The 26,480-nt window shown below is 45.8% G+C and carries 26 protein-coding genes; 14 read left to right on the top strand and 12 right to left on the bottom strand.

Annotated elements, in window-relative coordinates:
- Positions 1–404: 404 nt before the first annotated feature.
- Positions 405–1,295 (bottom strand): AraC family transcriptional regulator, encoded by an 891-nt coding sequence (locus ABRS97_RS08825; RefSeq protein ID WP_367813001.1) that lies wholly within the window; start codon positions 1,293–1,295, stop codon positions 405–407.
- Positions 1,296–1,746: 451 nt separating this feature from the next.
- Here ABRS97_RS08825 and ABRS97_RS08820 point away from each other — a divergent pair, with 451 nt between their 5' ends.
- The 3 genes from ABRS97_RS08820 (at position 1,747) to ABRS97_RS08810 (ending at position 4,462) form a co-directional block, all read left to right on the top strand.
- Positions 1,747–2,535 (top strand): helix-turn-helix transcriptional regulator, encoded by a 789-nt coding sequence (locus ABRS97_RS08820; protein ID WP_367812999.1) that lies wholly within the window; start codon positions 1,747–1,749, stop codon positions 2,533–2,535.
- A gap of 57 nt (positions 2,536–2,592) precedes the next feature.
- Positions 2,593–3,390 carry an SDR family NAD(P)-dependent oxidoreductase gene (locus tag ABRS97_RS08815; RefSeq protein ID WP_367813608.1) on the top strand — a complete coding sequence of 266 codons (798 nt, stop codon included), beginning with the start codon at positions 2,593–2,595 and terminating at the stop codon, positions 3,388–3,390.
- Positions 3,391–3,763: 373 nt separating this feature from the next.
- Positions 3,764–4,462 carry a CTP synthase C-terminal region-related (seleno)protein gene (locus ABRS97_RS08810; protein ID WP_367812997.1) on the top strand — a complete coding sequence of 233 codons (699 nt, stop codon included), beginning with the start codon at positions 3,764–3,766 and terminating at the stop codon, positions 4,460–4,462.
- Positions 4,463–4,481: 19 nt separating this feature from the next.
- Here ABRS97_RS08810 and ABRS97_RS08805 read toward each other — a convergent pair whose 3' ends face one another.
- Positions 4,482–4,754, bottom strand: a complete 273-nt coding sequence (locus ABRS97_RS08805) for a hypothetical protein (protein WP_367812995.1) — start codon at positions 4,752–4,754, stop codon at positions 4,482–4,484.
- Positions 4,755–4,781: 27 nt separating this feature from the next.
- Positions 4,782–5,420, bottom strand: coding sequence for an NADPH-dependent F420 reductase (locus tag ABRS97_RS08800; protein WP_367812993.1), 639 nt, complete (start codon positions 5,418–5,420; stop codon positions 4,782–4,784).
- Positions 5,421–5,544: 124 nt separating this feature from the next.
- On the opposite strand from ABRS97_RS08800, the gene ABRS97_RS08795 reads away from it, so the two are divergent.
- Entirely contained in the window at positions 5,545–5,904 is a 360-nt protein-coding gene (locus ABRS97_RS08795; RefSeq protein ID WP_367812991.1) for a winged helix-turn-helix transcriptional regulator, read from the top strand.
- Positions 5,905–5,938: 34 nt separating this feature from the next.
- Here ABRS97_RS08795 and ABRS97_RS08790 read toward each other — a convergent pair whose 3' ends face one another.
- Together ABRS97_RS08790 and ABRS97_RS08785 are read right to left on the bottom strand one after the other, a co-directional pair.
- Entirely contained in the window at positions 5,939–6,937 is a 999-nt protein-coding gene (locus tag ABRS97_RS08790) for a hypothetical protein (RefSeq protein ID WP_367812989.1), read from the bottom strand.
- Position 6,938: 1 nt separating this feature from the next.
- On the bottom strand, positions 6,939–7,904 hold the full coding sequence (locus ABRS97_RS08785) for an SDR family oxidoreductase (RefSeq protein WP_367812987.1): 966 nt from the start codon (positions 7,902–7,904) through the stop codon (positions 6,939–6,941).
- A 206-nt stretch (positions 7,905–8,110) separates the two neighbouring features.
- Between ABRS97_RS08785 and ABRS97_RS08780 the strand changes: the two genes are divergently transcribed.
- Together ABRS97_RS08780 and ABRS97_RS08775 are read left to right on the top strand one after the other, a co-directional pair.
- Positions 8,111–8,692 carry a TetR/AcrR family transcriptional regulator gene (locus tag ABRS97_RS08780; protein ID WP_367812985.1) on the top strand — a complete coding sequence of 194 codons (582 nt, stop codon included), beginning with the start codon at positions 8,111–8,113 and terminating at the stop codon, positions 8,690–8,692.
- A gap of 132 nt (positions 8,693–8,824) precedes the next feature.
- Positions 8,825–9,676, top strand: a complete 852-nt coding sequence (locus ABRS97_RS08775) for an SDR family NAD(P)-dependent oxidoreductase (protein WP_367812983.1) — start codon at positions 8,825–8,827, stop codon at positions 9,674–9,676.
- 294 nt (positions 9,677–9,970) lie between these two features.
- Here the strand turns inward: ABRS97_RS08775 and ABRS97_RS08770 are convergent, their stop codons facing one another.
- Both ABRS97_RS08770 and ABRS97_RS08765 read right to left on the bottom strand, forming a co-directional pair.
- The gene (locus ABRS97_RS08770) at positions 9,971–10,417 is read right to left on the bottom strand and encodes a nuclear transport factor 2 family protein (protein ID WP_367812981.1); all 447 of its coding nucleotides are present in this window, start codon (positions 10,415–10,417) and stop codon (positions 9,971–9,973) included.
- 287 nt (positions 10,418–10,704) lie between these two features.
- Entirely contained in the window at positions 10,705–11,670 is a 966-nt protein-coding gene (locus tag ABRS97_RS08765) for an NAD(P)-dependent alcohol dehydrogenase (protein WP_367812979.1), read from the bottom strand.
- A gap of 389 nt (positions 11,671–12,059) precedes the next feature.
- On the opposite strand from ABRS97_RS08765, the gene ABRS97_RS08760 reads away from it, so the two are divergent.
- Positions 12,060–12,512, top strand: coding sequence for a hypothetical protein (locus ABRS97_RS08760; RefSeq protein ID WP_367812977.1), 453 nt, complete (start codon positions 12,060–12,062; stop codon positions 12,510–12,512).
- 581 nt (positions 12,513–13,093) lie between these two features.
- Positions 13,094–14,017: a hypothetical protein gene (locus tag ABRS97_RS08755; RefSeq protein WP_367812975.1), complete on the top strand. Its 924-nt coding sequence runs from the start codon at positions 13,094–13,096 to the stop codon at positions 14,015–14,017.
- A gap of 1,016 nt (positions 14,018–15,033) precedes the next feature.
- Here the strand turns inward: ABRS97_RS08755 and ABRS97_RS08750 are convergent.
- The 3 genes from ABRS97_RS08750 to ABRS97_RS08740 form a co-directional block, all read right to left on the bottom strand.
- Positions 15,034–15,165, bottom strand: coding sequence for a winged helix-turn-helix transcriptional regulator (locus tag ABRS97_RS08750; RefSeq protein ID WP_367812973.1), 132 nt, complete (start codon positions 15,163–15,165; stop codon positions 15,034–15,036).
- Between the two features lie 120 nt (positions 15,166–15,285).
- Entirely contained in the window at positions 15,286–16,590 is a 1,305-nt protein-coding gene (locus tag ABRS97_RS08745; RefSeq protein ID WP_367812971.1) for a beta propeller repeat protein, read from the bottom strand.
- Between the two features lie 112 nt (positions 16,591–16,702).
- Positions 16,703–17,524 carry a DUF6597 domain-containing transcriptional factor gene (locus ABRS97_RS08740; protein ID WP_367812969.1) on the bottom strand — a complete coding sequence of 274 codons (822 nt, stop codon included), beginning with the start codon at positions 17,522–17,524 and terminating at the stop codon, positions 16,703–16,705.
- 139 nt (positions 17,525–17,663) lie between these two features.
- Between ABRS97_RS08740 and ABRS97_RS08735 the strand changes: the two genes are divergently transcribed.
- From ABRS97_RS08735 to ABRS97_RS08720, 4 genes are all read left to right on the top strand, one after another.
- Positions 17,664–18,113, top strand: a complete 450-nt coding sequence (locus ABRS97_RS08735) for an SRPBCC family protein (RefSeq protein WP_367812967.1) — start codon at positions 17,664–17,666, stop codon at positions 18,111–18,113.
- Between the two features lie 156 nt (positions 18,114–18,269).
- Positions 18,270–19,319, top strand: a complete 1,050-nt coding sequence (locus ABRS97_RS08730) for a hypothetical protein (RefSeq protein ID WP_367812965.1) — start codon at positions 18,270–18,272, stop codon at positions 19,317–19,319.
- Positions 19,310–19,798 (top strand): DinB family protein, encoded by a 489-nt coding sequence (locus tag ABRS97_RS08725; RefSeq protein WP_367812964.1) that lies wholly within the window; start codon positions 19,310–19,312, stop codon positions 19,796–19,798. Before ABRS97_RS08730 ends, ABRS97_RS08725 begins: the two co-directional genes overlap by 10 nt.
- A gap of 200 nt (positions 19,799–19,998) precedes the next feature.
- The gene (locus ABRS97_RS08720) at positions 19,999–21,822 is read left to right on the top strand and encodes a right-handed parallel beta-helix repeat-containing protein (protein WP_367813606.1); all 1,824 of its coding nucleotides are present in this window, start codon (positions 19,999–20,001) and stop codon (positions 21,820–21,822) included.
- A gap of 64 nt (positions 21,823–21,886) precedes the next feature.
- Here ABRS97_RS08720 and ABRS97_RS08715 read toward each other — a convergent pair whose 3' ends face one another.
- Positions 21,887–23,419, bottom strand: a complete 1,533-nt coding sequence (locus tag ABRS97_RS08715) for an MDR family MFS transporter (RefSeq protein WP_367812963.1) — start codon at positions 23,417–23,419, stop codon at positions 21,887–21,889.
- A 529-nt stretch (positions 23,420–23,948) separates the two neighbouring features.
- On the opposite strand from ABRS97_RS08715, the gene ABRS97_RS28185 reads away from it, so the two are divergent.
- Complete coding sequence (locus ABRS97_RS28185; RefSeq protein ID WP_483312440.1) at positions 23,949–24,413, top strand: collagen-like protein; 465 nt, start codon at positions 23,949–23,951, stop codon at positions 24,411–24,413.
- A gap of 109 nt (positions 24,414–24,522) precedes the next feature.
- Here ABRS97_RS28185 and ABRS97_RS08705 read toward each other — a convergent pair whose 3' ends face one another.
- Positions 24,523–25,299 (bottom strand): lipase family protein, encoded by a 777-nt coding sequence (locus tag ABRS97_RS08705; protein ID WP_367812959.1) that lies wholly within the window; start codon positions 25,297–25,299, stop codon positions 24,523–24,525.
- A 211-nt stretch (positions 25,300–25,510) separates the two neighbouring features.
- Here ABRS97_RS08705 and ABRS97_RS08700 point away from each other — a divergent pair, with 211 nt between their 5' ends.
- On the top strand, positions 25,511–26,461 hold the full coding sequence (locus tag ABRS97_RS08700) for an ABC transporter permease (protein ID WP_367813604.1): 951 nt from the start codon (positions 25,511–25,513) through the stop codon (positions 26,459–26,461).
- Positions 26,462–26,480 lie beyond the last annotated feature (19 nt).

Genomic DNA, 26,480 nt, shown 5'->3' with positions numbered 1-26,480 from the left:
TATGCTCGGATGCATTCCCTCTGCGTGGATCGGAACCCCCATTTTTTAGTTTTGGAACTATTTTCGAATAGGGGTTCGTGGGGGAATACGAAGCTGGAGCGACTGGATTAGCTATGCGGGGAATTCGGTGGCGGTTGGAGATGAAGAATCCTGAAAACATAGCAGTATCCGAATGACAAATATGCCGCCATGTAGCCCGAGGGCCAAGGCGGCTTTTTGTATATGTTCGAAGTCAACACGAGGTCAACGGCTCCGGTCTGGCAGTCACTCTGTAAGTACTGACAGAGTGACTGTTTCGCACGAACGTACGCGTATATACAGACAAAGGGCCGTGACGCTCCACCATAGCGGTATTGCAAAACCTAGCTTTCTTGTCGCGAAACAGCCCTCCACTGCCCTGCCTATTATGCTTCCGATCCGCTCGCTCGCTTTTTTACCGGGATCCAGATCTCGCTCCGAAACGCTGGCGAGCTCGTGTCCTTGCTCACGTTCCGCAGCATCTCCGGCCCCGCCGCCAGCTCGTAGCCGGACGTCGGGAACCACTCGGAATAGATGCGCCCCCACACCGATTGCAGCGCCGTCGGGAACGGACCGACCGCCTCGAACAACGCCCATGTCGTCGCCGCCACCTCCAGCGCCACGAACCGCTCCGGGCAGGCATTCGTCGTCGCGGCGCCGATATAATAGTCGAACTCGCCTTGCTCCTCCATGAGTCCCTCGGAGAAGTTCGCCGATGCGCTGACGAGTCCCGCCGGCTCGACGTCCGACAACCGTTCCAAGCGTGCGAATTCCTCTTCGTCCAGCGAATTCCACATCGCTGCTATGTCCGGGTTCACGCCATGGAATACAATTGGCACCCGTTTGCTGTAGCCGACGATGCGGAACGCTGCTTTGTCTACGATCCGATAGTTCATCTCGTTTCCTCCCTGTATCGTTAATCGGAAGGTCATCGGCGGATAAGCTTTCAGCATCGCGCCCGGCCTCCTGGCTTCAGAAGGCGTCGAACCATGCAACTGCTGGAACGCCCGCGCAAACGCGTCCGGCGACGAATAGCCGTACTTCAGGGCCATGTCGATCACCTTCGTGTCGCTTTGCCGCAGCTCTGCCGCGGCGCGCGTCAGCCTTCTGCGCCGGACGTACTCGGACAGCGGAATGCCCGCCAGGAACGAGAACATCCGGGTGAAGTGATACTCCGAGCAAAGCGCGATCCGCGCCGCCTCGGCCATATCGATGTCGTCTGTGAGCCGCGCTTCAATGTACGCCAGCGCGGCGTTCATGTGCTTCAGCGAATCCATATTTGCTTCAGACCTCCTCTCGTGAACAGAATAACAGGAAGCACGAAGATGTATCCGACTTTCGTTGCACCATTATGCAGGGCTGGTCTTGGGCGGACTTTGCTTCAGAGAGAGCCATGGTTGTGGCCGCGAAGCGTTCTCCTTGTTGCCGAACTCCTTTATACAAAGATTAATCTAGTAAGCATTCTCGTTTGGTGACTATAATTCCTTTTTATTCTAGAAATTTATGGAAAAAAACACAACAAATTATGCTTTTAATTTCAATAAATTTATGGAAAAATAAGGTATATATAGTGATGCGCCACATGTATACAATCCGTTCCACCAACCGTTGAATACCCGCTAACGAATGTAGGCCAACCTTAATTTACGATCAAGTGAACCCGTGAACACTGCTTGCAGACTGTTCAAACGTATTAATAACTATAGGCAGAATGTAGGTGTAATCAAGGTGTCACTCCGGTATGCAGAGATTTATGAGGTTATCAAATTTATCCACAGGCATATCGATGAACCGCTTTCGCGATTAGCCCGTTATGTATCCTACAGCCCTTTCCATTTTACACGCATTTTTAAAGAAGAAACGGGACTAACGCCGCAACACTACATCTCATCCCTCCGATTGCAAAAAGCCAAAGATTTGCTGCTACGAACGAATTTGAATGTACGTGACATCTCATTGGAGATAGGACAGCAAAGTTTGGGGACGTTCACCACCCGATTTACCGAACGGGTAGGCGTAACGCCGTTCAGCTTCCGGAGTCAGGCGCTGCAAGCCGACAACCAACTGGGGTCCTTAAAAAAGCTAGATGAATTGCACGCGCCATGGCCTGTCGTTAATGACATCGCATCGATAAAAGGGACGATCCGAACGGAGATTCCTTTTGAGGGCGTCATTTTCATTGGATTGTTTGCGAAACCAATCCCCGAAGGGCTTCCTTTGCACGGAACGCTGGTATTCGATTCGGGTGAGTTCTCCATTGCAGACGTTAATCCCGGCACCTATTACCTTATGGCTACATCAGTAACGTGGGGGATGAGGGCTGCGGATTTTCTTCTTCCGCACACGACTTTACGGGGGAGAAAGAGGGAGCCGATTTTCGTATATCCTTTTACGCCAGTACCTCATCAAGAGATTCTGCTTAGCGCTCCCCGATTGGACGATCCCCCTATCTTGATCTCCCTGCATGTATTAATGAGCAATTTTCTACAGCGAACTCGGCAAAATAGCAATCGATAAGAAATCGCGTCGGTCGGAACAAGCTATGCTAACAGGAAAGGAGGAATTACATTGAAAATGCTGCTTGAGAACAAGAATGCTGTGATTTATGGAGGAGGAGGGGCGATCGGCGGTGCCGTTGCCCGTGCTTTCGCGCGAGAGGGGGCAAGAGTGTTCCTTGCAGGTCGTACGCTTGCCAAGCTTCAGGCTGTCGCAAGTGAAATTACGGCTGCGGGAGGCGTAGCCGAAATTGCTGAAGTCGATGCGCTTAATGAGCGATCAGTCGAGCAGCATGCAGATGCTGTGGCTGCAAAAGCGGGTGGCATTGACATTGTTTTGAATGCTGTAGGCATTTATCATGTTCAGGGGACGCCAATCGCGGAACTTTCTCTGGAAGACTACGTGCTCCCCATCACGGCTTACACCCAAACTAATTTCATTACAGCGAAAGCCGCAGCGAAGCATATGGCAAGGAATGGAGCTGGCGTCATTCTTACGCTATCGACGCCAGTCTCGCTCATGCCGGGACCAGGATACATGGGACACAGCGTCGCATGCGCGGGAGTCGAAGCATTCTCCCGCCATTTGGCAGGAGAGCTTGCGCCAAGCGGTATCCGCGTCATCTGTCTCCGATCTCACATGATCCCCGAAGCGGAGGCGTTAGGCTCCCACACGCGGGACATTTTCGGCCCGGTCGCCGAGCTTGGCGGCATCAGCATCGAGCAGATGATGGCCGGCGCAGCGGCAGGAACGCTGTTGAAACGGCTTCCCACGCTAGCCGAAGTTGCCAACACTGCGGTGTTCATGGCTTCGGAGCATGCCGGTGCGATGACAGGTACAGTGGCTAACCTGACCAGCGGTTTTTTATTGGATTAATCAGCGAAGAGAATAAGACTGCCAGACTTGGTGGTGCGATCAGACGAATTTTGAAAGAGACGTATAGAGTAAGGGTTCTTGAAGCTGTAAGGCCGCGTTGGACGCGGGTTGGAGGGCTGTGGCAGGTTATGAGCAAGTGACCTGTTGCGGTCCTCTTTGGGCTTTTCGTTCAACAGCTGGCAAACAAGAACTCGAAGAAAGCAGTTGCAGGAACCCCGAGCCAGGCACAGTCCGGCAGTTGAGATAGGTTGTTGTTGAATAAGAAACGTGATGGCACTAAAGGGGGAATTATTGACAATATCATCAACGTCGGTTAGTATCGACTCATTGCTTTACCGTGGTAGAGAAATAAAGTAATAAAGGGAGGGTTTTTGTGAAAATAGGCATTATAGGTGAATTTAATCCGACTTTTATACCGCACACAGCAACCAACCAAGCGATTGTGCATTCATGTACGCAGCTAGATGTTTCCATAGAAACAGAATGGATATCAACCGAGAACGCAGAGCATGATTTTGATAGCATTATCTCCCGTTGTAATGGGTTCTGGATTGCTCCCGGAAGTCCATATAGAAGTATGAGGGGGGCACTGAATGTCATTGAATATGCAAGAAAAAACGGCCGTCCTCTGCTGGGGACATGTGGGGGATATCAGCATGTTGTTATAGAGTTTGCTCGAAATGTATTACAAATCGATGATGCAGACCATGCTGAATACGATCCTTACGCATCTAAATTAGTGATTAGCAAGCTTGCCTGCTCGTTAGTAGGGCAAAGATTAGACATTCTTCTGAATGATAAGCAATCCATCGTTTATAAAATTTTTCGGAAGGATCGAATAGCCGAGAATTATTACTGTAACTTTGGATTAAACCCAGATTATCAGAAGTTATTAGATGAGAATGGATTAAAGACTGTAGGAGTGGATGAGAACGGTGAGTCGCGAATTGTTGAGTTGAAAGATCACCCCTTTTTCATAAGCACCTTGTTCGTGCCTCAATCCCGATCTACTCAAGAGAGCCCACATCCATTAGTCTCATCATTTATTCAGCATGTAATTAACACTAGATAACTGCGTCGCAAACAAGGGTTCAACACTGTGCAAACAACACGGTTGCAATTCGATCCTTCCGGGTGCTACCTTGCTTCACTTGGCCTTTTGTTGCGTTCCGTTCGGCTTGACCCAGCCACAGGTGGATTCTGCCCCTTGGCATATCCTCCGAGACATTCCCGCAGCGCCCCTGATCGGTCACCCAACGCATGGCATTGAGCATTTTTTGATTGCCGGTGGCCGGACGTCTGCTATGCAGTTTGCATTCCGACGGCAGCAGGTGTCCGATTCGATCCCGCTGATCATCGCACATCTCTATCGTCTTTTCATCATGAATAATTCAATGTCTCAGCAGCGCAAATGCAGATCCTGACGATTGTAACTGAATTTCGCTAATTACACATGCAAGCATGATTGATTCTTGCAGGCGGCTTTGACGAATGTCACCCAAATCAACAATGATTGTCCAACCAAGATCTTTAAGCAGAGTTCTAACCTGATCTTTGGATGGTTTATCGTTCCCGGATACAAACATGATCGGCGAACCTTCTTTAAAATTTGGATGAATCATGATCTTGTCGCTTATTGTATTGAGTGTCTTAACAACATGACTTTCTGGCAACAACTCTTGGACGATGGCACCGGCTGATGTATCTTCCAGCAGTAAGCGTGGTCCATTGTCAAAATATACGGCATTGCTGACATCAATGACCGTTTTATTTTTCAGAGAGACAGGATCAATGGTTGCAAGCACATTTTTTAAACAGGACCAGGGAAGTGCTACAATAATAAGTTCGCCAAACTGGGCGGCATCCTCGAAAGATGCTATGTCCCCCGACTCACCAACTTCTTGCTTCCAAGGAGAATGTTTCGGATTATGGGGTTCTCGGCTGCTGATGAGTACGCGATAACCTGCCATAATCAATCCTTTCCCTAAAATTTTACCTGCATTTCCCGCACCTAATATTCCAATTTTCATACATTTCCACTCCTCTCTACGAGTGATTATATAAACTTAAAATATGGAGTACAATTAGGCACTTTTTAGTATCCAAACTTGTAATTATGATAATGTATAATTGTTGAAAAGGGGGGTGGGGAAAATGCCCGTTCAGTTAAATGATTGTCCGGTTGAAGTTGTATTTTCTATGTTAAGCGGCAGATGGAAAATTCCAATATATCGATACTTATATAAAAATAACGAACCGATACGTTATAGCGCACTGCTACGGCATCTGCCATCTATATCGAAAAAAATACTAACAGAGCAACTCCGTGAGCTTGAGCGTGACGGGATACTTGAAAGGCATTCATACCCGGAGCCTCGCCCAAGAGTGGAATATAGGTTGACTCCCTCTGGACGAGCAATGATTGAATTTCTTGACAGTATGAGCGAGTGGGGAGAAAAGTACATCCTGCCGGATCGTAAGGGGAAGAACCCGCAATCTTCCATTCATGTTTAGTTCGCCATCTACCCATACCAGTTGATCGTTTATTTTATTTCTGAATTTCAAATATATCGACAATTTCAGGCGTATCCGCAATGACATGGGGAGCGATCGCATGGTAGGACCAGACGTGAACCCAAGCGTTACCTGATCTTAGTGTAAGATAGGACTTAATGATTCCAGGTCCTACGAATTGCAAAAACACCAGGCTAATCGAGATTATAGCGTTTGTTAAGGAATCGTAAGCCGTCCAGTATTCGAAGAGATGAAATCCGGCATATGTGAATCCTCCCAATAGGGTTGTAGCAAGCGCTGAGCCTGTCAATCTATAAAACCTTGGCAATAAAAAGCAATAAATGATGAACATTGCCGGCAAAACAGTACCTAAAAAGTTCAATATAAATGCAAGCATGCCACCAACGACCATTTGATGGGGTGAAAGCTTAAAAAATTGCGCATTTACTGAAATTTCCCATAAAGACTCAAGAATTAGAATAACTAAAATAAGGAAAAAGTCACGCCCGCGATTCATTGATTTTAGATTTAAGGATTCATGGGAATATCCACGAAACCTAGTGTACAAATACGGAATAACGAACAGGAAAACGAAATTATATGACGTCCACCCGATCATTTCATTCGGTGAAACTTGGTCATGATCGGTCAAGCCATAAAAACTGCCATGCATATGCATACCAAAACCATGATAGCCCATCAACTTGCCTAGGTAATGTCCGATCAATAGCACTGCAAAACTGTACACAAGGATCAGGAAGGCTTCTTTTTGCGAAACGGACTTTTCAGGAGAACGGCTTATAAGATCAGGCGCTGTTTTCTTGCGGGTAAAAAGGAATGTTACGCCTATCAAGACAAAAATCCAACTTAATTGGACATACTGCCCGATTAATACGCCAATCGCAGTTGCCCCTTGAAACATGGGCCTCTTATCAATCATCTCTTGATTGCTAAATACAAGCACGCCCACGGTACTTAAAATCAAGAATATTAAAAATAATACAACTGTTTTCCTATTTTTTAGAAAAGCCATCTTATCTCTCTGCCTCCTTTTTTACCATATTTCTATACCAGTTGACCGTATTCTTAATCGCTTCTTTGTGTGAAGTAGTCGCAAAATTCCCAAACTCCCGAACGAATTTGCTGTGATCGACAATAAAAGGTTGTTCAAACTCATACAAAATTTCTTTAATCTCCCTCATCATCGGATGAAATAAGGATAATATCGAAACGATGCCTCGCGAAGAAGCCGTAACTTTGCAATCTTTACCCAATTCATGGAATAGGAGCTGCAGCAGCTGCCTTGTTGTAATCGTCTCTGCGCTCGGCATGTGCCAAACTTCCCCTACTGCGCGATCCTCTAGTCCCAGCGTAGCCAATCCCCTGGCAAAATCGTCGATATAGGTATACGTATGCGGCATATCCAAATTACCAAGCACATCAACTGGCTTTCCTTTTAAGGCGAATCCAAAAACTCGCTCTCCCATAAAAGACTGCAATACCCCGGGACCGTAATAATCGGATGCTCTCCCGATGGCTGCGCGTACCTTCCCGGTTTGATGTGCCTTCATAACTTCTTCCGCCATTTTGGCCCGAGTTATTCCCTTCTTTCCCTGAGCTTTGTGTGGAAGATTTTCATTCAAAGGTGTATGCACTTGACCATACATATATAAATTGTCAGCGTAGATGAGCTTGGCGCCAGCAGCGGCCGCACCCTCCAATATTCCTCTTGTTAAAGCTGGGAATTGTGTTGGCCAATTCAGGTAACCTGGCTGTGCGCAGTGGTAAACGACAGATGCATCTTTACAGATGTCTTTCGATATGGACTCCTGCGACGCATCGCCTTGGATCACATAAACCCCTTTGTTATCGCCAGACAATTTGCCGCTACGATTCACAATGCGAATGTCTTGCACCCCGCGCATTTTTAATTCACGCATTACAGCCATTCCCAGTGGTCCCGTACCAAAAATTACATGAGCCTTCGACGTGTTATTCATTATCTTCTATCTCCCTTCAAGATCAACTATCCACAGGATAATGTCTAACGTAACAAGAGAGTCAAGCGTCTATTGCAGCGATTACATATTTTTTAACAAAGGGGGAGTTAGCTGCACTGGTGTCCCCCGGCCTTAACATGGAAGATATAATTAAATTGACCGATCGTTCCAATTAGGATATAGTAAGCTCAAGAGGTGGATGAAACGTGGTTCGTACCAAAGAATTTGAACCTGTAGACGCGCTTGAGAAGGCGATGAAGGTTTTTTGGAAAAACGGTTATGAGAAAACATCGGTAAATGACCTTTTGAAGGAAATGGGAATCAATCGTGGAAGCATGTATGATACCTTTGGCGATAAGCATGCGTTATTCATGGCCTGCTTATCCAGATACAGCGAAGTGTATATGTCCCAAGGTCTTTGGGCGTTATCGCAAAATACTCCCGTCTATTCTACTTTGATGCATTTGTTTCACAATGTGGTTGACCGCCTTCATGAAGATCAGAGAAGTTGGGGCTGCTTGATGGTTAATACAGCTAGCGAGCTGAGTCTCCACGATGCCGTAGTCGCGGAAGCTGTTACGAAAAATTTTCTGTCGTTGGAGCAGGCATTTGCGCTATTTCTGGAACAAGGAAAGAAAAAAAATGAAGTGCCTGCAGAGCTTGATTGTCGTCAAACAGCTCAATATCTAACAAGTTCTTTTGTGGGGATAGCGACCCTTGCCAAGACGAATCTTCCGCCGGATTTTATAAGAACCGCGATTCAAGTCTCGTTAAGAATGTTCGAATAGCAGCCTGTCTTACTAAAAGGGATGGGCTATTTTTTCGTCGATATTGGAACGATCGTTCAAATAAAAAGGGGGTGATCAGTCTTCATTTAGTAGCTTGCTGTATGTTCAAATAACGGAGAAGGATGTGTAGACATGCCAGTCATAGACAAAGCGGAAAGAAAAATAGCCGTTGTAACGGCGTCGTATTCCGGACTTGGTACTGAGTTATGTAAGTTGCTTGCCGCAGACGGCTTCAATTTGGTCCTAATAAATAGGGATTCTGCAAGGACATTGGTTCAGATTCAGGAGTTGAACGCGATTGCGCCATGGATAACAATCAGCTCGATAACCGCTGATTTATCGAATCAGGCAGCGATACAAGATGCCGCAAAGAAGTTATCCGAGCAGTATTCACGAGTTGATCTGCTTGTGAATAATGCAGGTGTTGTGCTCGATCGTTTGCAGATTTCTCCTCAAGGAAATGATGTTCATTATGAGGTTAACACGGTAGCTCCCTATCTTCTAACGAAGTTATTGCGCCCCCAATTGGTTGCCGCTAAGCGTGCAATTGTTATTGTTGTTGGATCAAGCGCGATGAAGATGGCGCGAAAGCTTGAACTGGGCAGACTTCGCAATCCCGGGAAATTCAAAAAGTTTGCACCTTACGCGCAATCGAAGCTCGCTACTGCGACTGTCTTTTTTGCTATGGCTGCATCGTTTGCAAAGGAGGGGATACTGCTTCGTATCGTTGATCCAGGGCCCAATCAAACTGCAATGTCAACGAATCAAGGGGTACCTGGGTGGTTTAAAATGTTTCGGCGGTTCTTTGCTCTGCCTAAAATAGGAGCCAGACGTATCTATGACGCGGCCATGGATCACAAATTCGGCGAACAGAGCGGTATTTATATCGAACGGGGCAAAGTTACTCGTCCGCCAGTGCCTGTCCTCAAAAAGGAGATGCAGGAAGGGATTCTCGCACTGCTCCATGAGACAACCGCGATCTAGACGGAGGGGAGAGTAAGTAAGCAGCTGTAGGAACCCTGAAGCCAGCTACAGTCCGGCATTTGGGGCTGAATGGAATCGCACGTTGTGCTTCCGTCCGTTCTCATGAAAATAGACAAGCCCACATACAACCATGCGGCTTGTCTATAAACTAATTCAACAATCGGATGTTAACTGTAAAAACATTTCGGACCAATTTAACTACGAGCACAGACTCTTCTTTTTCCGTTAATAAAGAAACGATAAGTTTTCCGGTCCGCCCTGTTCCGCCAAAAATTGCGATCGACTGGTTCATCTTTAATGACTGCTTTTCAGTCGATCGGGGACTGGTTTTAACTGATCTCCCCATACATTCCAGAAGAATTGATCGGCTACATGCTGGTCTGCAGCAAAGTTTTGGGCTGATTTAATTCGGCCGTTCTCAATCTGGTAAACAAGAACCCAGTTCATATCCACTTTATGCTCTCCGTACTCTCCCCAGCCACGGTGTACATCAACCACATGATTCTCACTGGCGGAAAGTGAAATAACCTCGGCTTTGAAGTTAGCTTTGGCAATGGTCGCAAAGTAATTAATAATTTCATCTGCGCCTTTCTTAATACCTGCCAACGGATGGTGGCCTGGAATGATCCAAGTAACATCTTCAGCCAATATTTCACGTTTCATTGTTTCTAAGTCACCACTCCCATAACACTGGAAAAATCGTTGAACCAATTCTAAATTCTTGTTTCCTTCCTCAGCCATTTTTACGCATCCTCTCCATAGTTTATAAAGTCTTTGCCTGGGTATTTCATGTTGTTATTTTAGTATAAATTTAACATTTCTCAGTGTCTATAGTTAGGATGAGTTGAAAACATTCCGTTCTTAAACCCTCAACAATGCGGTTGCCAAGGGTGAGGAAAAGAGGTATTAGATCAGCATAGTGGCAAGCGAGTTTTTGAGTATGCTAACACTGTACGATCTATGCGTGTATGCAAAGAAGGCTGGTAGATCCGCTCTTTCGAGCAGCTGCCAGCCTGTTAGGTGTACATCTAATTCAAAGTTATAATGACATTCCCCTTTTTGTGTCCTTTTTCAACATACCTATGAGCTTCGACAATCTGCTCCAGTGGATAGAACCTGTCTATGACCGGTTTGATCTGCTCAGCCTCAACAAGCTCTTTGATGAAGATTAGATTGTCTTTATTCTGCTTTAGGCCCGCGGCCACAAACATGGCCTTTTTGCCGCCACTCTTTGAAGTCCTTAACATTTGAAAAATAATGGACAGCGCAGGGACCGTTGAAAGATAGAGACCTTTTTGCTTTAGCGAGCCTTTACAACGTGAAAATGAACTCTTGCCTACGGCATCGAGAATAATGTCATAGGTCTGACCGCTTTTGGTAAAATCCTCTTTGGCATAATCAATTACCTGATCGGCTCCCAGCGATTTTACTAATTCTAAATTAGCAGTACTGCAAACCCCGGTAACTTCTGCCCCAAAGTATTTGGCAAGCTGAACCGAATACGCGCCTACCGATCCGGAAGCGCCATTGATAAGGACTCTTTGTCCCCGTTGAATATTTGCCGCATCTCTGAGGAAAATCAATGCAGTCAATGCCCCGTCGCAGATGCCGACGGCTTCTTCATAGCTCATATTGGCTGGTTTTATGGCCAACGTGTCGTTCTCAGACAGGCATTTGTACTCGGCATAGGTACCAAAGCTAGTTGGACTTATGCCAAAAACTTGGTCACCTTGTTTGAATGATTTCACATCTTTGCCTACTGTTTCGACTTCCCCGGCCAATTCCACCCCTAATATATTTTTTTTGGGTCTTAGGAGGCCATAAAGAAGTCTGATAATAAAGGGGTCGGCCTTCCGGAAGGCGCAGTCTGATGGTGTTACAATTGCCGCATGTATTTTTACCCGTATTTCATTGTCCTTGGGGGTAGGTTGTTCTACCTCTTTGAGCTGAAGAACATCCGGTGTTCCGTATTTTGTAAATACAATCGCTCTCATCCTTATTCCTCCTAGACGTCATCTTGAATGGAAGGGCTGTGCGGTTTACTTTGCATCTTCTAAAAAACACTTCTTCCAACGGTAAGATTGGAGTAAACTTATATATACATAATGTAATTAAAATTATACATAATGTCAATAATACTTTACATTAAAAAATGCCCTTTTTGACAGTTTCAAAAATGATCCTACCTTACGAAAAAGGCACGATGATACAAAAAAGTGCGTTCTGTTCAAGTGAAAATAGAGAGGTTACCCTGAACACAAAGGAGCTGAGGTGTGCCATGTCAGAATATTGGATAGCTCTGGGAAGCCGGAGCATTGTATGGGGAACGCGTATCGATATCGATGAGCTAATCGGTGAAAAAGCCGTCTACGCGTCTGAGTGATTGCTGGAAAAAGGGGAGCGGGGTCTTCCGGATGGCATCTATCGTGCGAAGGATATCGTACGTGAATTAGACACGCTGCTTGCAGCGATCAGTGTGCAACTTGGCGAGGCTGCCGATTCGGCGGCGCTCTTAGATAATCCCCAAGCCAACCTTGCAATTGTGGGGAGAGAATCAGTCCTGCCGCTTGGCTCTTTGGCTCTTGGAGATCCAGCAAGAACGGAGATCGCCGCTCAAGCGCAAAACATAGGCGAAGCCTTAACGAATTGGGCGCGCGAGTTCGACTCCCAAGAATGGGCGCTTAAGCTTTATGGCGAGGCTGCTCTTGGCAACCTGACTTTGAGGAGCCGCTGCGACCAACATCTGTGGACTCACGAAGTTGCCGATCTACTGATCGGACCGGCAACAAATTGCGGAGAACGTACGCTAAGGAAAAATAAAGTCAGCATTGCATGAAAATGCGTACGCTAAGACACTTTGAAATAGGGGTTCGTGTAGCAACGGAACAGAAAATTACAACGAAATCCCATATATCCAATTTATTTTACGCCTTTTTTTCTATGATAAGAAAACTATTTCGTCCGGATTAGCCCCTTGTAGAGATACTCATTGATTTGAAAAGTCCTTTTCTTCCTACCTTTACGGTCAACGACCACCAAGCGCTTAAAATCTTATCTGATTATGGGATCCGCAAGCTCACTCACTCGCAAACCATCCATTAATAGCCTGTAGACGATTGCTATGTTTCGTTTTTAGGACCCCCTTGATTATCAAGGGCTTGTACAGTGAACAGTTATAAGGAAACACTATTATTCATGAGACTTGGAGTCAAAAGCGCCACTGTGGATAGAAGATTGAAAAGTGGTATTATTTCAGTAGCCAATACGTTGAAATTGTGAAAGATTATTTGATAATGGGGTTGCGCTAGTATCTATATTGTAATATTGATAAAAAATGTAAAAAAATGTTGATGAAATATTTGGTGATATAATATAATAATAGAGGTATTAAACCAAATTATGGGAGAGTGATCGAAATTGTCATTTAAGAAAAAAGGTTTGCTATCTCTGTCCGTTGTTTTACTTTGCAGCTCAATTATGTCATCTATTGCATTTGGTGCAAAATCGGATGAACCGAACGAATTTATAATCAAACCCGGAAATATGAAGATTCAAAAAGACCCAGCGGCTTCCAAAGAAGAAATTGAAAGCATAGTCAAAAAACTTCAAGAGGATTTTAATAAGAAAGCTAAAAACTATAAGAGAGCGGAAGAGGTACAAAGGTCAATCGAAGATATCAATCCCAATAGTATAGCTGCTGCAACAGGTTATGATGAAAATAAAGCGAAATTAAGACAAGCAAATTACATCGAATCCGTTCTTGATACAAATGAAGGAATGACAGGTTATCAGATTTTCCTAGTAGGTGTCCTTCATGCGAATGCAGCTAGAGATGAAGCCTTATCAGAATATCCCAATGATGTCATGACAAGAGATGCTTACAGACACTATACATGGAACTTTAGAGCAACTAAAGATAGTGCTGTAGGGAAAACTAAAACTAGAACTGCAACTATTAATCATGAATGGGGAGTTCTTTTATTGAACTTCGCTTTAAATTATTATGATCAACAATATAATTCATATATTAATAGCGGAAAATCCGATTATGTAGCTGCAAATCAGGCATTTTCTGATGTTACCTTATGGATGCCGGAACTTAAGATGCAGTTGATTAGTATATTTAAGTCCAACTATAGTAAGTTTAAAGGCTTCTTCCAAGTATCAAATATTATGGATTTAACAAATAATTGTTGGGGGAGATCTGGCCCTACCGATCATAGTAACTCAACTCCAAAACAAGCTTTTGCTTTAGATAAAAACAATTTGATTTTGAGTGAATCATCGGTCTATGACTACCAATACAATATAGTCTGGCAGAACCAGTGGTATACTTATTAAGAAATAAAAAGAAACCTTGGACTTTGTTCTGAGGCTTTCTTTTTATTTGTTATAATAATAAGTAAAAAGGGGGGGCTGGATTATGTTTTATAGAATTTGGATCACATGCACGTTGTTATTATCTATTTTTGGGGTTGTTAGATTTTGGCCAAATCATGTTGATGATGAATTTCCTTTATTCAATGACATAGCCACTTTATTATTTTTTTTACCTTCTGCCTTCATACTTGGTTACGGTATACTCCTTCATTTTGTCCATATTAAAACCAAAGATAAAATGATTCGAATGTGCATATTCATTTTAATTTTATGCTCTTTCCCTATATTCATCTATTCGACAATAGGTAACTTCTCATTAATAATTAAGTTAATTTTAACTTTTTTTTATGGAGCAATAGGATTGGCTTTTTATTTATTTACCACATTTGTAATCAAGGACAATTCAAAAATGAGGGTAATGTGAGGGGCTTTTGAAGAATACATGAGGAAAAAACGTGTTACGATAATAGCGTAGAAATCTATGAAGACGGCTGTCCTGTATACAGGCTGCCGACTTTTTGTTTCAAAGGGGGGTATGAAGGACATTAAAGGGATTGAGATTGTTGAAGGGCAAACAATAGTAGTCCATTGGGAAGACGGAGAAAGCGAAGGAAGCACAGGCGTGGGTAATGCCTGATACGACAATGGAATTATGAATGTGACGTGGTGAAAGAGGGCAAGAAGCTCGTCTTTGTTCGCAAGGACAAGGGTACAAAGCTCTGTTGGTCTATGAAAGTAGACGACTTTGTTCTAAATTAAACAACTCTATTATTAAGCGACACTATGTACACAAACGATACTGTGAAAGGGTCATCCGAGGTTTCAGCCATGATGGAAGGACTGCTCCGGCATTGTACTGATATGAAATTTAAAAAGGGTTTGTACTACATAGACGGAGAATGACAGGCGTTCCTAAAGCCATTAAATAGTATCTGTTTTGGATCAATTGCTCCGCTATCTTCTCCTCACTACTGATGTTACCTCATTTCGTGTATAGCTTCTAATTCTTTTTTTTGGCATGCATGTTCCGACTGAACCCACGCGCTCATCGCAGCAAAAAAAGGTTGGAGACGCCGTCCTCGCTCGGTGAGCTCATATTCGGCGTTCAAGCTACATGATTGGAGTCTATGGTTCGATCTTGATTCTCTTTATTTGTTATCTGAACAATAGTTAATGTTCGTTTGGGGATCAGTCGCGCTTCTTGATATACGGCTTCGACGAAAATGAAGTTACGGCTTCTGCCATACGGTTCCATTAGCTTGCGCGATGACCAATTCCCCATCAAGAAGCGCCCATCCCCGATACTGCTCCTTACCGTCATCCCCCCAAGACGTGCGAAAGAAACGAGCCGTTGCTTTGCTTAGATTGGAAGTCAATTTTATTTCAGCAGGTGGAGGGACAGGACCGCCAAACGTCTTGGAGTATGCTTCCATTGTGAATCGGTATAGCTTATCTCCTTTTACTGAGATCGCTGTCCCTCTGCGAAATGTGGGGTCAAGGTAATAGGCTGATGCATGCTTGACATTTCTGTGGCTGTTCTGAGATAAAGCCCAAGTTGTACCTGCGTCAAAAGTGGTGTAATACACCATCTCTTGCTCAGAACCCTGGATGATCTCGACAGGCAGCGTCCATGTAGAATCATTCTCCTCATCAAATACTGGCGAATATACATTCGCCGTATAAGCCCCTTGGGAGACATCAGATGGCGTGGCGAGCTTTTCTTTCGTCCAATGAACGCCTCCATCTGTCGTACGATAGAGAAGAATATCGTCTGTTCCCTCGCTACAAGTAATCCAACCTTTTTTGTTCGTAACGATTGCAGCGCCACTCGGTTCGCATATCACTTGGTCGGTAATCTCTCCGACTCTCGTCCATTGATGGGCATTGCTTGAAATCCGATACAAGGACTTTTTAGAAGCGGATGTGATCAGGAGCCACCGGTCCTCACTCACCATATGAGTTGCGAAAAGGAGGTCGCCAGTCAGCTCCCATTTTTCTTGGGTTGGAAGCACCGATTGCTTCCACTCGCCCTCCGGGTCGACAGAATGCTCGTAAACGTCGATTTGCGAAGAGGTTTGGCGGAATGCAAATACGTTACCCCCATAACCGGCAGCGGTTAGCCGGACGCCTGAAGGTGTCATATCTCTCCACTGTTTGCCATTATTATCAGAGAAGAATACGGCTCCTTGGCCGAAAGCCCAGAACGATTCGCCGTTATTATAATACAGAATTGAATCTAGACGCTGTTTATGCACTTGGTTAACTGCCGGAGTGCTCTTCACAGGAATTGGTGCAGCGGTTGGGGCGGCTGTATGTGTTGCTTTCGGAGTCGGAGAGTCTGAAGGTGTAGTTTCAATTTGTGGTACGGGCGTAGCTGTAACAACATCCGTATTTGTTTGTTTAGGAGTGAGAGTCATTGTTGGTGTCGCGCTAGGTGTGATGGTGGCAGTCGGCTCTTTTTCAGGTTCCTCTGAGCAGCCAGTAACCAGACATAGAACAAAAACAGCTAATAAAAACAACGGCTTTAAATGCATACAATCCCCTTTCAAACCATTTATTTCCTGTTATTTAGACGTGGTTAAAGGGGGAAGGGTTACGGCTCTCTTCATAAAAACTATATTAATGGGAGAGGAGCAGGATCTCGAACTATGAAAGCCCGAGTTCCTTGATATATTCTTCCGGCGATTTACCAATCATCGCTTTGAAGTTTCTAATGAAATGGGACTGATCATAATACCCCAGTTCCTGCGACAATTTCGCCCAGTCCGGAATGCCGCCTTTCTCCAGCAGCTCAGCAGCCTCTTGGAGACGGAAGCGCTGAATAACCCATTTCGGACTAACTCCGACGTAACGGCTGAACAGACGTTGCAAGGTCCTTTTGTTGATGCCAAATTCATGAACCATGTCCTCAACCTTCGTGATGTCTCGATTTTCAATGACGGATTGCACGATCCGATCGAGCAGTTCGACGTTCTCGTCCTGTTCCGGAAGCTGTTCCCGAAGGAATTGTTCGGCCAGAAGGACCATTTTCTCTCCATCCTCTTGAGCAAAAATTTGCGCTTCGATATCCTTTCCGCCTGCCCCAAAAACATCTTGGATGCTAAGTATTCGGCCGGTGAGGAGAGATAGGGGATGTTTCCAAAACGGATAGAAACCGCCGGGCCGGAATTTAACGCCCAGTGCTAAGCCTTCATCTTGCAAATGGCGGGAATAGGTGTTTTTCGGTACGCCGTAAACGCCGCTGAAGATGCCGTTATGGTCTTGCTCGAACGCCAAATTGACGTTGGGGTAGGACAAAATGACTTGGCGATAAGGAGCATGCTCTCTAAGATCCCACCGAACCACCCAGTATTGTTCGATAAAAAAAGCCAGATCTTGAGCAGGCTGAAAGCGCATGAGCGAAAACTTCTGCCTGCCTGCAGCCGCTTTCAGGATACCCTTATCGGACTCTCGTGCATTCGATTCCATAAACATTCCTCCCGATAGTTGCGAACGTAAGATTGTCGCGTTTTTACAATACTTTCCGTTTCCGCTAGCTTATATTTGAGACTAGCAGTTTGAAGCTGTTTGCGCAATTTATATTACAGGAATGAGCGGAGGATAATTCATGGATCTCAAGTACGAGCTTTATATTGGAGCAAAGCCGGAAGATATTTGGCAAATATTCGTTTCACCCGAAGGGACGAAAGCGATATTTTTTGGAAGCATACTGAATTCGACCTTCGAAATCGGCGCGCCATACGAGTATGTAGGCCCAGGCAACGATGGTGAGGAGACTGTTCATGTTTATGGTACGGTGCTGGCATTCGAACCGAATAAGCTCATGAGCTACACAGAGCATCCGGGACCGTCCTATCGTGAGAATCACGCTGAACTGGAAACGAGGGTTACACTTAGCCTGGAGACGGTGGGCAATTGTACGAAACTCACGCTGGTTAACGATTTGTGGCCGGAGAATCATCCTTCTTACGAAAGTACCAAAGCGAGCTGGTCGATGATCCTGAGTAATATTAAGACCTACGCGGAAACAGGTAAAACATTGGATTTCGGCTGGTAAATAACGGTTTGCATAAGCTTTTCACGTAAGATGGAGGGGTGTGGCAGGTTACGTTGAGTAGCCCGTCGCAGCCCTCTTTTTGGTATATATTGACAAAGGAACGTGTGTTCTGTATTGTGTAGATTATAAGTATACTAAATGCTGGGAGAAAAAGCTATGGCGACAAATCCATTTAAACGAGAATTCGAGATTGAAGCAGACAAGCTGTCTTGGACCTTATGTGACGATTTAGACCATTTTGAACTAGGTGAAACAGGAGCTTATCCAAAAGTTTGGCGTGGCCGTGAGGCGCTTTATATGGATCAGATGAACGCTGTTATTTTGCTTCGCGATGAGGTGAAATTCAAGTCATTCCGCCTTCAGGCCGAGGTTGCGATTCCCGAACAAGTAGGTTTTGTAGGACTTGTCTTCGGAGCCCGTGATGCTTCTAACTATGAATTGGTTTATCTTGCTCCAGAGGAAATTCAATACGATCCCGTGATGAATGGCTCAATGACATGGCAAATTTATAATGGATCGTCTTACCAAAAGCCGCTGACCACTACGACTGGCGAATGGAGGAAACTCATCTTAGAGGTTCAACCAGACGGTGCTGTGGTATATTTAGACGATAATACGGAGCCTCAACTCATTATTTCAAACCTCCAGCATAGGGGAAATGGCAGTAAAATAGGGTTTTGGAGCTATTTACCCAGTTATATTCGCAATCTCTCTGTGGAGGAAATTGAACCGGCTCCAATTATTAGAAGAGGTACCGATTTGAATCAACTAGCCTCAGAGGCATTTGTAACGGAATGGTTGATTTCAAGGCCCTATTTGCAGGGTGAACAACCAACTATGGAGCACAATTGGGCCAAAGTATGTGTAGAAGAAAATGGGACCCTTAATATAAATAGAATCTATCCAGCGGAGCAGGGTATTGCGGTTCAAGTAAAGAGCGTCTTTGATTTCCCTGAGGAGAAAGAAGCCCTACTCGCTTTCGGTTTCAGCGACGGTCTTCGCTTATGGGTCAATGAGGAAGAGGTCTTTGCTGGAAATTGGAATTGGAACCCACCGGTAAGCGACGGGCGCATTCGAACCAGCTTTGCGAGTGTTCCTATTCGCTGGAGAGCCGGCTCCAATACGATTCGTGCTGAGATAACGAATACCGAGTTTTTTGGCTGGGGCCTGAGTGTGAAATTAAAGGAGCAGCACCTATGTCCGTAAGCAAGAGTATAGTTGAGAATTACGGAGCGATTACCATTTGGGCCATTAGATTGGCGGAGCTACAGGATTCCACCTGGTTTAAACCTATCGCTGAAGGGAAAGCCTCCACCGCGGACATCATTTCCCATCTCAAGAATTGGGATCAGTATCTCATTACTAACGTAATTCCTTCTGTTCGAAGCGGAAACGGCGTTGAATTCCCGGACTTTGATCCGTTTAATGCGGCGGCATACGCATATGCAAGGTCGGGTGTAACGCAAAATGAGCTGCTGAATGAATTCTGTGCAACCCGTAAGGCGCTCTGCAAGCTTCTATTGGAACTAGGTGACGAGGTTCTTAAAAGACATGTAACTGCAAATGGGGTGAAATTATGTCCGCATACAGGGGCTCCCTATACCTTGTTATCTATCATTCAAGAATTCACGGATCACGATAATTATCATAAAGGTCAAATCGAACAGGCTTTATCGGAAGTATAGAGTGTTCAGGGGTGTGGCAAATCCGCGTAGGCTGGAATGTCGCAGCTCTTTTTTTACATGGAAATAATCAGATATTGTCAAATTTTGTCGCGACATCAAGCAGGAAAATTAAAACAGAAAGAGAAAAATAATTACATATAAATAATAAATTGAAAGGCATGACAGACATGACTAAAGGTGATATTGCTTTCTTGAGTTACGTGAAATTCGACGATAATCATGACAATGGCTATATGACGAAACTATGTGAGGCCCTAAGCCGGGAAGTAAGGGTACAGACGGGCGAAGATTTCACGATTTTCCTGGACAAGCAAGATATTAAATGGGGAGAGCCGTGGCACGAGCGAATTACGCAATCTTTGGACGAAAGCTACTTTTTGATTCCGTTAATTACGCCGTTGTATTTCAAAAGGGACGTCTGCCGTGAGGAATTTGAGCTGTTTCTAGAACGTGAAAAAGCGTTGGGACGCCATGATTTGGTCCTTCCTATTTATTATATTCAATGTGATATTCTCGAATCTGAACAATTACGCAGCGAGGACCCCTTAGCCCAGGAAATCGCGAAGAGGCAGTATTTCAACTGGAGAGACTTGCGTTTTGAAGCGTTGGACAGCAATCTGGTGCGTAAGAAAATTTTCGAGCTTGCCAGTCAGATTTGTGAGGCTAAAAAACGGATAAAAGCTACGGTATCCTCTGGCGGAAATGCCCATTCACAGACGAAGGGGACCAAAGTCCACCTTAAAGCCGCGGAAGAAGGGAAAGGCTCACTGGAATCAACGGAACAAACGTTAGAAAGAAAAGACGTAACGATCCATATTGTGGATCCTCTTCATCGCGGGAATTTCTCTAAAATCGGAGATGCCGTTGCTGCAGCCAGGCCAGGAGATATTATTCATGTGATGCCAGGTTTTTACAACGAATCGATTAAATTAGATAAGCCCCTTGAAATCATTGGGAGAGGACCGCGGGATGAAATTGTTGTTCAATCTTCGGGTGAGAGTGTATTAACTTTTGACAGCAATTTCGGTCGAGTTTCGAATCTGGTGCTCCGGCAGAAATCGGGAGACAAGGTGTTTTGTGTCACAATACGCCAGGGGCGGCTTATGTTGGAAGATTCTGATATCAGCAGTCAAGTGTTGTCCGCAATTGGTGTTTATAACGACGCGGATCCCCGCATACGCAACAATCGAATTCATAGCTCCAAGGAGAGCGGTGTGTATTTTTATGGAGACTCCACGGGAACGCTGGAGGATAACGAGCTGAGCGGGAATACGTTGTCTGGAGTGGCTGTCAGCGGAGGGGCCAACCCTGTCATAAGACGGAATAAAATTTGGGGAAATGATGTTGGAATATCTGTTTATAATGGTTGCAAAGGGCGATGCGAGGAAAACGAAGTCAGCAATAACCGAATTGGACTTACAGTGAAGAAGAAAGCGAATCCAATCGTTCTACGCAATAAATTTCAACAGAATGATCAGGCAGGTGTATATGTGTTCGATGAAGGTGCTGGATTGCTTGAGGGGAACACGATAAGTCATAATGGCTTGTCCGGCATTGAAGTGAAGAATTCCACGCAAACCACATGTAAGGATAACGAGATTCACGACAATAAACAAAGTGGGATCTATATGAATACTGATGGTGCTGGCACATATGTAAACAATTACATTCACCATAACGGGTACAGTGGCATTAGTCTGAAAGGTGCAACTGCTCCACTATTCCGACACAACAGAGTTTCAAATAATGCTAGACAAGGTATTATTCTTAACGGTGGCAGCGGTACATTTGATAACAATGAAGTAGTTAAGAATCAAGGTATAGGCATTCAAATACAGGAAGAGGCTGAGGTCACACTTACTGAAAATGAGGCGACGGGAAACATGCAGGGCGGGGTCTCCATATCTGCGGGGTGTGAGGTCAAAATGACGGGAAATAAAGTTTCAGACAACACGGGATATAACTTGAAGAGTCCATCAAGCATTGAAGGTATTATGAAAAACAATCAAATTGCCGAGCTTTAAGTGAAGTGAACATTGGGCAAAGCCCCCTTGTATCCAATTGGCTGGATACAAAGGGGCTTTGTCGTCAATGCGAGGCAGCGAAGCCTTCGGCTTCCGCCTCCGCGGTAGGATTCATCTTCTCTTTGCCCATGAGAAGAGAGGCTACGAAGGCCAATATGGCAGGGATGAGACCCCAAGCGAAGGTGATGGCAATGGAGGAGGAGAGCCCTCCGGTGATCATGCCCAATACCTGCTCAGGGAATTGTGCGCGTGTAGCGGGATCAAGCAGCGCATGCGGATCGCTGAAGGAAAGGCCCTGCGGCGCTGTGTTCTCTCCACCGAAGGCATTTGTCAAATTCCGCGTCATCGAATGGCTTTGAATGATGCCGAAGATCGTAATCCCCAATGTCATGCCGAGCGAACGAAGGAAATTAAGCGTAGAACTCGCTGCCCCGCGTTGCCGGATGGAGAAGGAGTGAATGGCGGCATTGCTTAATACAGAGAAGGAAGCCCCGATACCGAGTCCGATCAGAATCATATAGATCGTAATGGTCAGACGCGACGAATCCTGCGTAATGGTGGTAAGAAGAGCGATACCCACGACAAGGATGAGAAGCGTCGGCATCATAATCGCCCTAAAGGACCATTTGTTAAGGAGAATTCCACCTGCGGTTGCCGTAACAACGGATCCCAGCATCATGGGCAGCAACACCAGTCCGGAATTCGTGGCGCTTCCTCCCAGGACGCCTTGAATAAATATCGGAATGTACATAGATGCAGTGATGAAAGCTGCGCCTCCCAGCATGCCGATGGCATTGCTTGATGCATACAGGCGGTTCCGGAACATCCGAAACGAAATAATAGGCTCAACGACTCGTGTTTCAATATACAGAAACAGCAGGGATAACACGACAAATCCGGTGAATAAGCCCAATATTTGTGCAGATCCCCATGCATACTGTTTGCCGCCGAGTTCCATGGCGAACATGAGGCAGACAATTGCGCCAACCAGCGTGGCGGCGCCGCCCCAATCGATAGGTTGCTTCGAGTGCGAGTGGGACTCCTTGTAATAGAACGCAATCAGGAAGAAGGCGATAAGCCCGATGGGCAGGTTGATGTAGAAAATCCATTCCCACTTCACATAATCGGTGAGATACGCGCCAAGCAATGGACCGAAAATACTCGACATACCGAATACGGCTCCGAACAGTCCGCTGAGCTTCCCGCGGTTCTCAGGCGAAACGGCGTCGAACATAATGGTGAACGTGATAGGAATCAACGCGCCTCCGCCAATGCCTTGAATCGCACGATAAATGCTCAATTGCACGATGGATTCCGCGGTCCCGCAAAGCACGGAACCAAGCATGAACACCAGGATGCCAAATACGAAAAAGCGTTTGCGTCCATACATATCGGACAATTTGCCGAAGATCGGCATGCCTGCCATCTCCGCGACCATATAAGCGGATGTCACCCAGACGAACTTATCCAGTCCGCCGAGCTGCCCAACGATTGTTCCCATAGCCGTTGCGACAATGGTATTGTCCATGGAAGCCATCAAGATAGCGAGCAGCAGTCCAGCAATAACAATTCCGGGTTTGTTTTGAGACGTTTTCATTCTTCATATCCTTTCCTTTTGTGTTTCTAATTGAATTATAAACGAACAACCCTGACAGCATTATGTCAGGGTTGTGAGGGCATTATTTTTTTATGTAGAAAGTTCGTCCTACTCAAATGGGCTCATTTATCTGTGACATTCGTCTATGCGCTGCATACTTTAATCTAGACGCTAGGTAAATATCCAGATTTCACGCGAGGAGGAAACAAAATTGAGTTCAAATATAGACCTAAACCTGAACGCAGGATTAGTACCGTTTCCATCAGAAGATGATTCGCAAGGCCAATTCTCAAACTATACGGCGCCGAGGCCTCTCGTTTTGCCGGCCGAGATTTACAATCAAGTAAAAGATCTCGAACAAGAAATTACGGTCCTGGAAGGTCAGGCGGCTGAATTAAACCACGAGGGCAATGTGTACAGGAACAGCTCGAATCTGGACACAGCGAACGAAAAATGGGCGGAAGCAGCGCAGAAACAGCAAGAAATCAATGCCAAGCATTATCAAAAAGCAACGATCATCGCACCTTATATGATTCCGCCGCGCGCATTCGGAGGAAATCCATTCGGTCCGGGCTTCCCAGGCGGTCAGCAGGGTCCGTCAGGATTTCCTGGTATGCCGGGCGGCGGGTTCCCGGGAACACCCGGATTCCCAGGTGCGCCAGGCTTCCCAGGTGGTGGATTCCCTGGCGGCGGTTCGCCTACCATGCCTCCACCAGGGCCGTCGGCGGGGGGAGCGCAGCCACCCTCATCGCCACCGCCTTCTTATACACCGGCCAAACCTTTTTCGGCAACGGGCGCTGTTACATTCGTAGATCCAGGTGCGATCTCGCGCTGTCTGTTCAGATTCACCTACGTCTGGCTGCATAATGGCAGACAGTTCTGGTTCTTCCCGATTTTCGTCGGGCCAACCTCGGTGGCGGGCTTTAGATGGGAAGGATTTACTTGGAGATACTTTGGCATCGATTTGCGTTCGATTGAATCATTTACTTGTTAATGCCAAGCTGGCGTTAGTCGAGTAACGCGAGCGAAACCACAGAGGTTGCAGCAGATCAGCATCGGGCTGAACGGCTGCAGCCTCTTTTTTCATGCAAATCAAAGCTTTCTTATAGAGGGCAAAATCCGGGATTGTGCATACATAGTTCCTGTGTAAAGGACGGATTCAGCCTCGAGAGATCAGAGAAATAATTGCCAATGGCGTGATTAGCGGCAATGGACCCCTTTTGGAAATCCAGTTCGTATCCCTTTTTTACATGGATGTAGTGATAGGTTTGATCGGTCTTGGGAGATCTGTAAATGAGCGGCGGCAGCAAGGGGACGAAATCGTGAGCGTTATAGATGCGGTGATGGCCTGCAATGAGGCTGTTGAATGTTTTGCTAAAGGCCAAATTGCCAACGCGCGGTGATGCATAGGTGTAGACCGATGGGCATTTGAACTTGGTATTGGCGGCGACGTCGACCGCGCTCAGCGTAGACAATCCTCCGCCGAGGCTATGCCCGGTGATCCAAAGCTCTTTTTTTGACGAAAGTTTATTTAATGCCGTGAGGATCTTCTTTCGCGGGGACTCATAAATGTGCAGGAAGCCACGATGAACCATACCGCTGTTTCGTAAATAGGGATATTTATCTTGACTTGCAATGGCATCGGAGATCCAATCTGATCTCGTGTTCGTCCCCCGAAAGGCGAGGACAATCGTATCGCTGGATTCCAGAATGAAACCGAAATCCTCCTCCTGCCCTTTGTAAGAAGCCGCTTTAAACGTCGTCACGATGGTATACGATCTGGGAACGATGAACGCACCATTTTCAAATTGACTGTAAGTCTGAGCACATATCGCTGCCAAAAAGATGGCCGTCCGGTTGTCAAAGGCATATGCACTCATATCGCACCCCATTTCAACATGCTCTTACTACCTATATATATGGAGAGAGGCTAGGAATTGCTTTAGGGCATTTCACCTGAAAAATGGCAACCATAGCTGAAATTTGGAGCCTTACAACGCCCTGCGGAAAGACATACAATGAGTAATATGAAAAAGCTTACAACAAAGCGAAAGCTACGGAGGTGCGGCCGGCATGAACACAGAGGCGGATATGCCCATTCCGAGTCAAAAGTCAGCCATTGCCAAAAGATCAGCCTCACGGCTGCTCGGCAAATTATACGCGCAGCGTTATTTGCAAGTGATGGCGCTGCTCGGCGTCATATGGATGATCGTTTTCAACTATGTGCCGATGTACGGAATTCTGATTGCCTTTAAGGATTTCAATATTATCAAACCGATATCGGAAGCGCCATGGGCGGGCCTTGAGCACTTCAGGGCATTTATGGATGATGAAAATTTGGGCGGTGTCGTTAAGAATACGCTGGGGATGAGCGCACTCAAGCTGTTGATCGGCTTTCCGCTGCCCATTCTGTTTGCTCTGTTCCTGAACGAGCTCCGCGCTGCGCGCTTCAAAATGCTGGTGCAGACGATCTCGTATCTGCCTCACTTCCTGTCTTGGGTCATCCTTGGCGGCATCTTGGCAACATGGCTGGCTGACGTGGGAATCATTAACAACATTCTGATGGCGCTGAATATCGTCCATGAGCGAATCAGCTATTTGGCGGAGCCCTCTTATTTCTGGAGCATTGTGATCACCTCGGATATTTGGAAGGAGCTCGGGTGGTCCGCGATCATCTATCTGGCTGCGATGTCCGCCGTATCGCCTGAGATGTATGAAGCGGCGACGATTGATGGCGCAGGCCGCTTTCAGAAAATGTTTTTCGTGACGCTGCCATCGATTAAAGGGACCATCACGATTCTGTTCATTCTTGCCGTGAGTGGTATTCTGAACGCCAACTTCGATCAAATTCTCGTACTCAAAAACCAGCTGAATGAGAGCGCCAGCAACGTGATCGATGTCTATGTGTACCAAGTAGGCATCAATCAAAGCCGGTTTTCTTACGCGACAGCGGTAGGGCTGATCAAGTCGCTCATTTCACTTGCGCTGCTGCTATCGGCGAACTTTATTACGAAACGCCTCAACAACACCTCTTTATTCTGATGCTTGAAATCCGAAATGC

It is taken from the genome of Paenibacillus tabacirhizosphaerae, from assembly GCF_040812395.1.
Classification (GTDB): domain Bacteria; phylum Bacillota; class Bacilli; order Paenibacillales; family NBRC-103111; genus Paenibacillus_E.
Note: the sequence above shows the minus strand (reverse complement) of the source record. Positions and strands in the feature narration are given on the sequence as shown.

Bases quoted from the DNA above. Each gene is read 5' to 3' on its own strand.
- ABRS97_RS08770 (WP_367812981.1), bottom strand. From the start codon at position 10,417: ATGGCTGAGGAAGGAAACAAGAATTTAGAATTGGTTCAACGATTTTTC.
- ABRS97_RS08800 (WP_367812993.1), bottom strand. From the start codon at position 5,420: ATGAAAATTGGAATATTAGGTGCGGGAAATGCAGGTAAAATTTTAGGG.
- ABRS97_RS08775 (WP_367812983.1), top strand. From the start codon at position 8,825: ATGCCAGTCATAGACAAAGCGGAAAGAAAAATAGCCGTTGTAACGGCG.
- ABRS97_RS08700 (WP_367813604.1), top strand. From the start codon at position 25,511: ATGCCCATTCCGAGTCAAAAGTCAGCCATTGCCAAAAGATCAGCCTCA.
- ABRS97_RS08725 (WP_367812964.1), top strand. From the start codon at position 19,310: ATGTCCGTAAGCAAGAGTATAGTTGAGAATTACGGAGCGATTACCATT.
- ABRS97_RS08795 (WP_367812991.1), top strand. From the start codon at position 5,545: ATGCCCGTTCAGTTAAATGATTGTCCGGTTGAAGTTGTATTTTCTATG.
- ABRS97_RS08705 (WP_367812959.1), bottom strand. From the start codon at position 25,299: ATGAGTGCATATGCCTTTGACAACCGGACGGCCATCTTTTTGGCAGCG.
- ABRS97_RS08715 (WP_367812963.1), bottom strand. From the start codon at position 23,419: ATGAAAACGTCTCAAAACAAACCCGGAATTGTTATTGCTGGACTGCTG.
- ABRS97_RS08745 (WP_367812971.1), bottom strand. From the start codon at position 16,590: ATGCATTTAAAGCCGTTGTTTTTATTAGCTGTTTTTGTTCTATGTCTG.
- ABRS97_RS28185 (WP_483312440.1), top strand. From the start codon at position 23,949: ATGATTCCGCCGCGCGCATTCGGAGGAAATCCATTCGGTCCGGGCTTC.
- ABRS97_RS08730 (WP_367812965.1), top strand. From the start codon at position 18,270: ATGGCGACAAATCCATTTAAACGAGAATTCGAGATTGAAGCAGACAAG.
- ABRS97_RS08790 (WP_367812989.1), bottom strand. From the start codon at position 6,937: ATGGCTTTTCTAAAAAATAGGAAAACAGTTGTATTATTTTTAATATTC.
- ABRS97_RS08785 (WP_367812987.1), bottom strand. From the start codon at position 7,904: ATGAATAACACGTCGAAGGCTCATGTAATTTTTGGTACGGGACCACTG.
- ABRS97_RS08735 (WP_367812967.1), top strand. From the start codon at position 17,664: ATGGATCTCAAGTACGAGCTTTATATTGGAGCAAAGCCGGAAGATATT.
- ABRS97_RS08815 (WP_367813608.1), top strand. From the start codon at position 2,593: ATGCTGCTTGAGAACAAGAATGCTGTGATTTATGGAGGAGGAGGGGCG.
- ABRS97_RS08740 (WP_367812969.1), bottom strand. From the start codon at position 17,524: ATGGAATCGAATGCACGAGAGTCCGATAAGGGTATCCTGAAAGCGGCT.
- ABRS97_RS08825 (WP_367813001.1), bottom strand. From the start codon at position 1,295: ATGGATTCGCTGAAGCACATGAACGCCGCGCTGGCGTACATTGAAGCG.
- ABRS97_RS08765 (WP_367812979.1), bottom strand. From the start codon at position 11,670: ATGAGAGCGATTGTATTTACAAAATACGGAACACCGGATGTTCTTCAG.
- ABRS97_RS08805 (WP_367812995.1), bottom strand. From the start codon at position 4,754: ATGTGCGATGATCAGCGGGATCGAATCGGACACCTGCTGCCGTCGGAA.